The 9,545-nt window shown below is 70.2% G+C and carries 15 protein-coding genes; all 15 read right to left on the bottom strand.

Annotated features, from left to right (window positions below; genetic code table 11):
• Positions 1 to 58 precede the first annotated feature (58 nt).
• The 15 genes from truA to rpmD all read right to left on the bottom strand — a co-directional run bounded on the left by truA (position 59) and on the right by rpmD (position 9,543).
• Positions 59 to 913, bottom strand: a complete 855-nt coding sequence (gene truA, locus AOM07_RS13070) for a tRNA pseudouridine(38-40) synthase TruA (protein WP_062314513.1) — start codon at positions 911 to 913, stop codon at positions 59 to 61.
• Positions 914 to 953: 40 nt separating this feature from the next.
• A complete protein-coding gene (gene rplQ / locus AOM07_RS13065) occupies positions 954 to 1,466 on the bottom strand; it encodes a 50S ribosomal protein L17 (RefSeq protein WP_062314511.1) in 513 nt (170 codons plus the stop codon).
• An 18-nt stretch (positions 1,467 to 1,484) separates the two neighbouring features.
• A complete protein-coding gene (locus AOM07_RS13060) occupies positions 1,485 to 2,471 on the bottom strand; it encodes a DNA-directed RNA polymerase subunit alpha (protein ID WP_062314509.1) in 987 nt (328 codons plus the stop codon).
• 157 nt (positions 2,472 to 2,628) lie between these two features.
• Positions 2,629 to 3,018, bottom strand: coding sequence for a 30S ribosomal protein S11 (gene rpsK / locus AOM07_RS13055; protein WP_061963598.1), 390 nt, complete (start codon positions 3,016 to 3,018; stop codon positions 2,629 to 2,631).
• Positions 3,019 to 3,021: 3 nt separating this feature from the next.
• A complete protein-coding gene (gene rpsM / locus AOM07_RS13050; protein WP_062314507.1) occupies positions 3,022 to 3,390 on the bottom strand; it encodes a 30S ribosomal protein S13 in 369 nt (122 codons plus the stop codon).
• Between the two features lie 125 nt (positions 3,391 to 3,515).
• Positions 3,516 to 3,629 (bottom strand): 50S ribosomal protein L36, encoded by a 114-nt coding sequence (rpmJ, locus tag AOM07_RS14550; RefSeq protein ID WP_062069916.1) that lies wholly within the window; start codon positions 3,627 to 3,629, stop codon positions 3,516 to 3,518.
• A gap of 48 nt (positions 3,630 to 3,677) precedes the next feature.
• The gene (gene infA / locus AOM07_RS13045) at positions 3,678 to 3,899 is read right to left on the bottom strand and encodes a translation initiation factor IF-1 (RefSeq protein ID WP_042213122.1); all 222 of its coding nucleotides are present in this window, start codon (positions 3,897 to 3,899) and stop codon (positions 3,678 to 3,680) included.
• 136 nt (positions 3,900 to 4,035) lie between these two features.
• The gene (locus AOM07_RS13040; RefSeq protein ID WP_062314505.1) at positions 4,036 to 4,308 is read right to left on the bottom strand and encodes a hypothetical protein; all 273 of its coding nucleotides are present in this window, start codon (positions 4,306 to 4,308) and stop codon (positions 4,036 to 4,038) included.
• Positions 4,309 to 4,481: 173 nt separating this feature from the next.
• Positions 4,482 to 5,078, bottom strand: coding sequence for a hypothetical protein (locus AOM07_RS13035; RefSeq protein WP_062314503.1), 597 nt, complete (start codon positions 5,076 to 5,078; stop codon positions 4,482 to 4,484).
• A gap of 107 nt (positions 5,079 to 5,185) precedes the next feature.
• The gene (locus tag AOM07_RS13030) at positions 5,186 to 5,797 is read right to left on the bottom strand and encodes a hypothetical protein (protein ID WP_062314501.1); all 612 of its coding nucleotides are present in this window, start codon (positions 5,795 to 5,797) and stop codon (positions 5,186 to 5,188) included.
• Between the two features lie 141 nt (positions 5,798 to 5,938).
• Entirely contained in the window at positions 5,939 to 6,748 is an 810-nt protein-coding gene (map, locus tag AOM07_RS13025; RefSeq protein ID WP_062314498.1) for a type I methionyl aminopeptidase, read from the bottom strand.
• A 5-nt stretch (positions 6,749 to 6,753) separates the two neighbouring features.
• Positions 6,754 to 7,317, bottom strand: coding sequence for an adenylate kinase (locus AOM07_RS13020; protein ID WP_062314495.1), 564 nt, complete (start codon positions 7,315 to 7,317; stop codon positions 6,754 to 6,756).
• Positions 7,317 to 8,615, bottom strand: a complete 1,299-nt coding sequence (secY, locus tag AOM07_RS13015; RefSeq protein ID WP_062314491.1) for a preprotein translocase subunit SecY — start codon at positions 8,613 to 8,615, stop codon at positions 7,317 to 7,319. Before secY ends, AOM07_RS13020 begins: the two co-directional genes overlap by 1 nt.
• Positions 8,616 to 8,695: 80 nt before the next feature.
• Positions 8,696 to 9,361 carry a 50S ribosomal protein L15 gene (gene rplO, locus AOM07_RS13010; protein WP_084830314.1) on the bottom strand — a complete coding sequence of 222 codons (666 nt, stop codon included), beginning with the start codon at positions 9,359 to 9,361 and terminating at the stop codon, positions 8,696 to 8,698.
• Positions 9,361 to 9,543, bottom strand: coding sequence for a 50S ribosomal protein L30 (gene rpmD, locus AOM07_RS13005; RefSeq protein ID WP_062314489.1), 183 nt, complete (start codon positions 9,541 to 9,543; stop codon positions 9,361 to 9,363). The genes rplO and rpmD overlap by 1 nt, the downstream gene beginning before the upstream one ends.
• Positions 9,544 to 9,545 lie beyond the last annotated feature (2 nt).

The raw sequence follows: 9,545 nt of genomic DNA, 5'->3' as shown, positions 1-9,545 counted from the left end.
CATCATACGCGCGTGAGCGCGGAATCTCAATCCGGGAGCCGCGGGACGCGCGCGTCGGTCACGGGAGCGTGCGCCGCCCTCGGGTAGCCTCGGCGCGCGCCGCGAGCAGCGCATCGTCCGGGTACGCGACCTCCTCGAGCGTGAGCCCGTGCGCGGGCGCGACCGCGATGGCCTGCGACCGCGTCTCGGAGGCCGCGACGGCGGCGAGCCAGTCGAGGTCGCGCCGCCCCTCCCCGACGGTGAGCAGGGCGCCGACGAGCGACCGCACCATCGAGTGGCAGAACGCGTCCGCGCGCACGGTCGCGACGACCAGGCCCGCGTCGGGGCCCTCGGTCTCGCGTCGCCACGACAGCTCGGTGAGGTCGCGGATGGTGGTGGCGCCCTCGCGGCCGCGGCAGAAGGCCGCGAAGTCGCGCAGGCCCAGCAGGGTGGACGATGCGCGGTTGAGGGCGTCGACGTCGAGCGGGCGGCTCACGCGGACCACGTGACGGCGCCGCAGGACGTCGGGGACGGCGTCGGTGACGCGGTAGGCGTAGCGGCGCTGCGTGGCGGAGAAGCGCGCGTCGAAGCCCGCGGGCGCGACCGTGACGTCGCGGATCACGACGTCGTCGGGGAGGACGCCGTCGAGGCGCGAGAGCAGCCCCTGGGCCGGCGTGCGCGCGGCGCGGCCGGGCATCCGCTCCCAGGCGGAAGCCGCGATGTCGACGTGGGCGACCTGGCCGCGGGCGTGGACGCCCGCATCGGTCCGCCCGGCGACGGTCACCCGGGGGTACGCCTCCTGGCGGACGATGCGCACGAGGGCGTCCTCGAGGACGCCCTGGACGGTCCGCAGCCCGGGCTGGGTGGCCCACCCGGAGAAGTCAGTGCCGTCGTAGGAAAGGTCGAGGCGGGCCCGCACAGTCTCAGGGAGCATGTGCGGACCCGCCTCGGGTTGCCTTGATGGAAGGCGAGGGTTACTTGGTCTCGGCGGCCTCGTCGGTGGCCTCAGCCTCGACGACGGTCTCCTCGACGACGGTCTCCTCGGCCGCGGGGGCCTCCTCGACCTTCTTCGGCGCAGCCTTCTTGGTGGCCTTCTCGGCCTCCTTGGCGACGGCCTTCTTGGCGGGCGCGCCGAACTCGACGAGCTCGATCACGGCCATGGGGGCGTTGTCGCCCTTGCGGAAGCCGGTCTTGGTGATGCGGGTGTAGCCGCCGTCACGCTCGGCGAAGCCGGGGCCGATCTCGGTGAAGAGCTTGTGGACGACGCCCTTGTCCGAGAGGATCCCGAGCACCTTGCGGCGCGAGGCGAGGTCGCCGCGCTTCGCGAAGGTGATGAGACGCTCGGCGTGCGGGCGCAGGCGCTTGGCCTTGGTCACGGTGGTGGTGATGCGGCCGTGCTCGAAGAGGCTCTGCGAAAGGTTCGCGAGCATCTGACGCTCGTGCGCGGGACCGCCGCCCAGGCGGGCACCCTTGGTGGGGGTAGGCATGATTGAGAATTCTCCTTGTTACTCGTCGCTGCCCGAGAAGTAGACGGACGAGCCGCTGTCGTACTCGACGGCGCTGTCCTTGAGGGAGAAGCCCAGCTCGGCGAGCTTCTCCTTCACCTCGGTGATCGACTTCTGGCCGAAGTTGCGGATGTCCATGAGGTCCGCCTCGGAGCGCGCCGTGAGCTCGCCAACCGTGTGGATGCCCTCGCGCTTGAGGCAGTTGTACGACCGCTGCGTGAGGTTGAGCTCCTCGATCGGCTGGTTGTAGTCCTCCTCGAGCGACTCGTCCGTGTCCGACGGGCCGATCTCGATGCCCTCGGCGGACTCGTTGAGGCCGCGGGCGAGCGAGAAGAGCTCGACGAGCGTCGCGCCGGCGGACGCGACGGCGTCGCGCGGCGAGATCGAGGACTTCGTCTCGACGTCGATGACCAGCTCGTCGAAGTCCGTGCGCTGCGCGACACGGGTGGCCTCGACCTTGTAGGTCACCTTGAGGACGGGCGAGTAGATCGAGTCGACGGGGATCTGGCCGATCTCCGCGTCGTAGCTCTTGTTCATCGCCGCGGGCACGTAGCCGCGACCGCGCTCGACCGTGAGCTCGACCTCGAACTTCGCCTTCGCGTTGAGGGTCGCGATGTGGAGGTCCGGGTTGTGGATCTCGACGCCGGCCGGGGGCTGGATGTCAGCACCGGTGACGACGCCCGCGCCCGACTTGCGCAGGTACATCACGACGGGCTCGTCGTTCTCCGACGAGACCACGAGGTTCTTGAGGTTGAGCAGGATCTCGGTCACGTCCTCCTTCACCCCGTCGATGGTGGTGAACTCGTGGAGGACGCCCTCGAAGCGCACCGACGTCACGGCCGCGCCCGGGATGGACGACAGCAGCGTGCGGCGGAGCGAGTTGCCGAGCGTGTAGCCGAAGCCCGGCTCGAGCGGCTTGAGCGAGAACTGCGAACGGTTCTCCGAGATGACCTTCTCGGTCAGCGTGGGACGCTGTGCGATCAGCACGGTTGTTTCCTTTCCGAGCACCCGCTATCTGATGCTCGAGAGTTCCCTGCCGGGATAGGTCCGTCAGGGGCCAGAAGCTGGAAATGGGGGCGGCCACGGGCCGATGCAACCGCATCGGCCCGCGACCGGGAGCGCGGGCCGGACCCGCGCGGGCGTGCTAGTTGCGGCGGCGCTTCGGCGGGCGGCAGCCGTTGTGCGCCTGCGGGGTGACGTCCTTGATGGAGGTCACCTCGAGGCCGGCGGCCGTGAGCGAGCGGATCGCGGTGTCGCGGCCCGAGCCCGGGCCCTTGACGAACACGTCGACCTTGCTCATGCCGGCGTCCTGGGCGCGACGCGCGGCGGCCTCGGCGGCCATCTGCGCGGCGTACGGCGTGGACTTGCGCGAACCCTTGAAGCCGACCTGGCCCGACGACGACCACGACACGACGGCACCCGAGGGGTCCGTGATCGAGATGATCGTGTTGTTGAAGGTGGACTTGATGTGCGCCTGACCGTGCGCGACGGTCTTCTTGATCTTCTTGCGCGGCTTGCGAGTAGGAGCGGCCATGTCTTACTTCTTCTTTCCGGCGACGGTCTTCTTGGGGCCCTTGCGCGTGCGCGCGTTGGTCTTCGTGCGCTGACCGCGGACGGGCATGCCACGACGGTGGCGGAGACCCTGGTAGTTGCCGATCTCGACCTTGCGGCGGATGTCGGCGGTCACCTCGCGGCGCAGGTCGCCCTCGACGGTGAAGTTGGCCTCGATGTAGTCGCGGATCGCGACGAGCTGGTCATCGGTCGCGTCCTTGACGCGCAGGTCCGCGCTGATGCCGGTGGCGGCGAGGATCTGCTGGGCGCGGGTACGGCCGATGCCGTAGATGTAGGTGAGTGCGACCTCCATGCGCTTGTCGCGCGGGATGTCGACTCCGACGATGCGTGCCATTGCTGGTTCTACTCCATCAGTAGTCGGAGGTCTGACGCTCGACCGCCCCGCCTGGTGTCAGCGGGCCCCGGCCTCCGAGCCGGGGGTTTGATGCATATGGTCGAACGAGGATGAGACGGGGGTGTCTAGCCCTGACGCTGCTTGTGGCGCAGGTTCTCGCAGATGACCATCACTCGGCCATTGCGTCGGATCACCTTGCACTTGTCGCAGATGGGCTTGACGCTGGGCTTAACCTTCATGGTTCTTTCCTGCGTCGTCGTCGCGCACGGGTGCGCTCGGACGGCGGCTCACTTGTAGCGGTAGACGATGCGGCCGCGGGACAGGTCATAGGGGCTGAGCTCCACCACCACGCGGTCCTCGGGGAGGATCCTGATGTAGTGCTGGCGCATCTTGCCGGAGATGTGAGCGAGCACGAGGTGCCCGTTCGTCAGCTCCACTCGGAACGATGCGTTCGGCAGTGCTTCCACCACCACGCCCTCGACCTCGATGACTCCGTCTTTCTTGGCCATTACTCCGCTAACGTTGGTTGACAGGGAATGTGGGCGCGCAAAAACGCCCAACGGAAAACTATACGGCAATCTGCCGCGCGTCTCAACCTGCGCCGCGCATCGTCGCGCGGGCGGGGACGCCCCTGTGGGACCGAGCCTACCGGAACGAGTTGCGGAGGCGCTGGACCGCGAGCCCCGAGATGCGCGGGTCGCGGTGGTCCGCGAGCCGGCGCACCACGGACGACGGCGTCCGCGCGTTGCCGAGCAGCGCGCTCAGCACGTCGAGGTTCGCATCGTGCCCGAGCGACACCAGCGCGCCCATCGGGCAGTCGCTGCGCGCGGCCACGGCGGCCCGCACGTGCGGGTCCCGGTGCACCGCGAGCGGAAGGAGCTCGGAGCCGCAGATCTCAGGATCGAGCGCGCGCGCCACGTCCTCTGACGCCCCACTGGCCGGAACCACCACTGCGTACCTCCCACCGCTCAGCCTTTTGCCAAGTATCTTTCTGAGGCGCGGAGGGCCGGTCAAATCTCTGTGATGAATCAGACATCATGTCATCTTCACGACACACGGGACTTCCCGTTTCCTGGGCCCTGCCAGGGGTGTCAGCGCGGGGAACGGCCCTCGGAGCGGGGCGGCACGGACGGCCGCGGGGCCAGCACCCGGGACGCGCGGTCCCCCACCGGCGAGCGCTCCTCGGAGGCGGGTGCGGCACCCGCGCGGGGGCGCTCCTCGATCTCGGCGACGGTCGCGGGCGCGGCGCCCAGCACCACCCCGTCGAGCGAGCGGCGCGCGAGGCGCGCGACGTCGTCGCGACGATGCGCGGCGAGCCGCTCGAGCACCGGCCGCGGCGTCGCGGCGTTGCGGGCGAGCGCCTTGAGCACGGACAGCTCGCGGTCCTGCGCGAGCACCCCCGCGATCGAGCCGGCGAGGCCCGGCCCCGAGGCGAGAGCGACGCGCACCGACGCGCGGCGGTCGTGGGCGAGGGAGGCCTGCATGCCGAGCGGGCAGTCGGGACGCGCCGCGACGGCCTCGCGGACCGCGGGCTCGCGGTGCTGCGCGAGGGCGATGACCCGCTCGCGGGGAAGGCCGTCGGTACGGGCCTCCATGACGACCGCCCGCAGCCCGTCGTCGCGGCTCTCGCTCGCGACCGGCACGCCGGACGCCGCCATCAGCGCGCGGGACCACCCGTCGTCGGCCACCCCCACCTCCCCTGTCGATTCCCGAGAGGCTAGGGGGCGGGCATGAGCAACCGCTGACGCTCAGGTGACGGGCGGGTGAAGGTCCGACGAATGGTGGGTAGCCGGCGTCACGCCTCCACCGGCGGGCGGAAGCCGCGCACCGGCGCGCTGCGGGTCGGACGCGCGGGCAGGGGGTCCGCCTCCTGGGGCTCGACCGCGGCCATCGCGTCGTCGGCGGCGGCCTCGAGGCCGGTCTCGGCGGACTGCGCGAGCAGCGCCGCGCGGCGCGCCTGGGACTCCTCGAAGACCCGGTCGCGGAGCTCGGGCGTGTGGTCGGCGGTGTCGGCCTGCTCCGCGCGCGCGTCGAGCGCCGCGGCGGCCGCGTCCCGGACCTCGCCCTTGCGGTGCGCGGCGAGCGCCTCGAGGATCTCCTGGCCCGTGGACGGGTTGCCGGCCACGGCGCACAGCACGGCGACCTGCCGGTCGTGCGACAGGTAGTCGAGGATCGAGTGGAGCACCTTGGGGTTCGCGGCCATCGCGGCACGGACCGGCACGGCGTGGTCGTGCGCGAGCGTCACCATGAGCCCGAACGGGCAGTCGTCGCGCGTCGCGACGGCCTCGCGCACCAGCGCGTTGCGCGAGCCGCCGAGCTCCTGGATCCGTTCCTTGGTAAGCCCGGGCGCGGCGGCCTCCTCGACCTCCGCGCTCGCCCCCGGGGCGTACGAAAACCCTCGCGCCATGGCGCCCTCCTCAGCGTGCGGGCGTCCGGAGCGCCTGCTGAGGCGACGCTAACCCGCGGGCTTTGCCCCGGGATGCCGCCGAGGTAACGAGTGCGTGAACGCGTGTGGAGTGGGCCACACCAGGGACGATGCGGCTTCCAGCTACGGCGCGACGGGCGTGATGCCGAGGGGCGCGAGGCGCGCGGCGCCGCCGTCGGCGGCGGTCAGCACCCAGATGCCGTCCTCGTGGACCGCGATCGAGTGCTCCCAGTGGGCCGCGCGCGAGCCGTCGAGCGAGACGACGGTCCACTCGTCGTTGAGCACGGCGGAGTCGGGCGTGCCGACGACGAGCATGGGCTCGAGCGCGAGGCACATGCCGGGGCGCACGCGCGGGCTGCGGCCGCGCACCCGGTAGTTGGGGACGTCCGGCTCCATGTGCATGGCGGTGCCGATGCCGTGGCCGACGTAGCCCTCGAGGGGGTGGAGGCCCGCCTCGTCCGCGACGTCCTCGATCGCGGCGGACACGTCGGAGACGCGGTCGGCCGTCGCGAGGGCGGCGATCCCCGCCCACAGCGCGCGCTCGGTGGTGCTCACGAGCGCGACGTCGGCGCGGGACGCGGGCTCGCCGACGATGAAGGACACGGCGCTGTCACCGTGCCAGCCGCCCACGACGGCGCCGCAGTCGATCGACACGAGGTCGCCCTCGACGAGCACCCGGTCGCCCGGGATGCCGTGGACGACCTCCTCGTTGACGGACACGCACGCGGTCGCGGGGAAGCCCTGATAGCCGAGGAAGTTCGACGTCGCGCCCGCCTCCGCGATGACGCGGGCGGCCGCCGCGTCCGCATCGGCGGTCGTCGCGCCCGGGACGCACGCCTGCCTGGCGGCGGCGAGCGCGCGCTGCACGATCACGCCCGCCTCCGCCATGACCCGCATCTCCTCGCGGGTCTTGAGCTCGATGCGCCCGGCCATGGCCGTCAGCGCGCGACGGCGGCGACGAGGCGCTCGGTGACCTCGTCGATCTCGCCCAGGCCGTCGACCTGGACCAGCAGGCCGCGGCCCGCGTAGAACGCCGTGAGCGGCGCGGTCGAAGTGGCGTACACCTCGAGGCGCTTACGGATCACCGGCTCGGTGTCGTCCGCGCGGCCCTCGATCTCGGCGCGCTTGAGCAGGCGCTGCGTCACCTCGTCGAAGTCCGCGGTGATCTCCATCGCCACGTCCAGCTCGACGCCCAGGTCCGCCAGCATCGAGTCGAGCTCGACCGCCTGCTCGGGGTTGCGCGGGTAGCCGTCGAGCAGGAAGCCCTGCGCCGCATCGTCCTCCGCGAGGCGCGCCCGCACCATGGCGTTCGTGACCTCGTCGGGGACCAGCTGGCCCGCGTTCATGTACTCCTGCGCCTTGACGCCGAGCGGGGTGCCGCCCTTGACGTTCGCGCGGAAGATGTCGCCGGTCGAGATCGCGGGGACGCCGAAGCGCTCCGTGAGACGGGCGGCCTGGGTGCCCTTGCCAGCGCCGGGAGGGCCGAGGAGGACTGCACGCATTACTTGAGGAACCCTTCGTAGTGGTGCTGCTCGAGCTGGGACTGGATCCGCTTGACGGTGTCGAGACCGACGCCGACGAGGATGAGGATCGAGGTGCCGCCGAACGGGATCGACGACGACAGGCCCAGCGCCACGAACAGCAGCGTCGGCACGAGCGCGACGATCGCGAGGTACAGCGAGCCGGCGGCCGTGATGCGGGACAGCACGTAGTCGAGGAACTCCGCGGTGGGAGTGCCGGGACGGATGCCGGGGATGAAGCCGCCGTACTTCTTCATGTCGTCGGCGACCTCGGTGGGGTTGAACGTGATCGCGGTGTAGAAGTACGCGAAGAACACGATCAGCAGGATGTAGAGCGCGATGTGGAGCGGCGCGCTCGACTGGGCGACGTTGTTGTTGAGCCACACCACCCAGCCGGCCGGGTCGTCGCCCTGGAACTGGATGATCACCTGCGGGATGGTGAGCAGCGACGACGCGAAGATCACGGGGATGATGCCCGCCATGTTGATCTTCAGCGGGATGTAGGTGGACGAGCCGCCCAGCATCTTGCGGCCGACCATGCGCTTCGCGTACTGCACCGGGATGCGGCGCTGCGACTGCTCGACGAACACGACCGCCGCGATCACGATGAACAGCACGATCGCCGTGAAGAACAGGTTGCGGGCGCCGTTCGAGGAGTTCCAGATCGACGACACGATGCCGGGGAAGCCCGCGGCGACCGAGGTGAAGATGAGGAGCGACATGCCGTTGCCGACGCCGCGCTCGGTGATGCGCTCGCCGAGCCACATGATGAGCACCGTGCCGGCCGTCATCGTCAGCACCATGGTGAGGATGACGTTCCACGAGTCGTTGGGGATGACCGGGACGGAGCAGCCGGGGAAGAAGATGTCGTTGCGCGCCATCGTGATGTACGAGGCGGACTGGATCGCGGCGAAGCCGACCGTGATGTAACGCGTGTACTGCGTCAGCTTGGCCTGGCCCTCGGCGCCCTCCTTGTGGAGCGTCTCGAAGCGCGGGATGAGCACGCGCAGGAGCTGCACGATGATCGACGCGGTGATGTACGGCATGATGCCGAGCGCGAAGATGGACAGCTGCAGCAGCGCGCCGCCCGAGAACAGGTTCAGGATCGCGAAGCCCGCGTTGGTGCTCGTCTGCGCGAGGCACAGCTCGACGTTGCCGTAGTCGACGCCCGGCGTCGGGATCGCGACACCCAGGCGGTAGACGGCGATGATGCCGATCGTGAAGAGGAGCTTCCTCCGAAGATCCGGGGTGCGGAACGCACTCATGAAGCCACTCAGCATTGACCCTCCAGGGAAAATAGAACAGGTAGAGGATACGCGACCGGGCCCGTCCATACGGACGGGCCCGGTGCGATCATCTTCTAGCCCTCGTTGACCGAGCCGCCAGCGGCCTCGATCTTGGTCTTCGCGGACTGCGAGACCTTGTCGGCGTCGACGAGCGTCACCTTGACGGAGATCTCGCCCTCACCGAGGACCTTCACGGGCTGGTTGCGGCGCACCGCACCCTTCTCCACGAGGTCCGCCTTGGTGATCTCGCCGCCCTTGGGGAACAGCTCGGAGAGCTGGCCCACGTTGACGACCTGGTAGTACACCTTGAACGGGCTCTTGAAGCCGCGCAGCTTCGGGATGCGCATGTGGATGGGCGTCTGGCCACCCTCGAAGCGCTCCGGAACCTGGTAGCGGGCACCCGTGCCCTTGGTGCCGCGACCGGCGGTCTTGCCCTTGGACGCCTCACCACGACCCACACGGGTCTTCTTGGTGTGCGAGCCGGGAGCCGGACGGAGGTGGTGGACCTTGAGGGTCGCCACCTTCTCCGCGGGCTCCTCCGCCTGGGGCTCGGCCTTCTTGGCGGCCGGCTTCTTGGCGGCCGGCTTGGCCTCGTCGGACGCAGCCTTCTTGGCGGCGGGCTTCTTCGCGGCGGCCGGCTTGTCGGCCGCAGCCTTCGCCGGGGCCTTCTTGGCGGCCGGCTTCTTGGCGGGAGCAGCCTTCTCGGCGGTCTCCTCGGCCGGCGTGTTGGCGTCAGCCATCAGTCAACCTCCTCAACGGCGACCAGGTGGTCCACCGCCTTGACCATCCCGCGGATCTCGGGACGGTCCTCCTTCACGACGATGTCGCCGATGCGCTTGAGGCCGAGCGACCGCAGGGTCTCGCGGTGCTGCGGCTTCGTGCCGATCGCCGACTTCTTCTGAACGACCTTGAGTCGTGCCATGA

It is taken from the genome of Demequina rhizosphaerae, assembly GCF_000971255.1.
GTDB classification, from domain to species: Bacteria; Actinomycetota; Actinomycetes; order Actinomycetales; family Demequinaceae; genus Demequina; species Demequina rhizosphaerae.
Note: the sequence above shows the minus strand (reverse complement) of the source record. Positions and strands in the feature narration are given on the sequence as shown.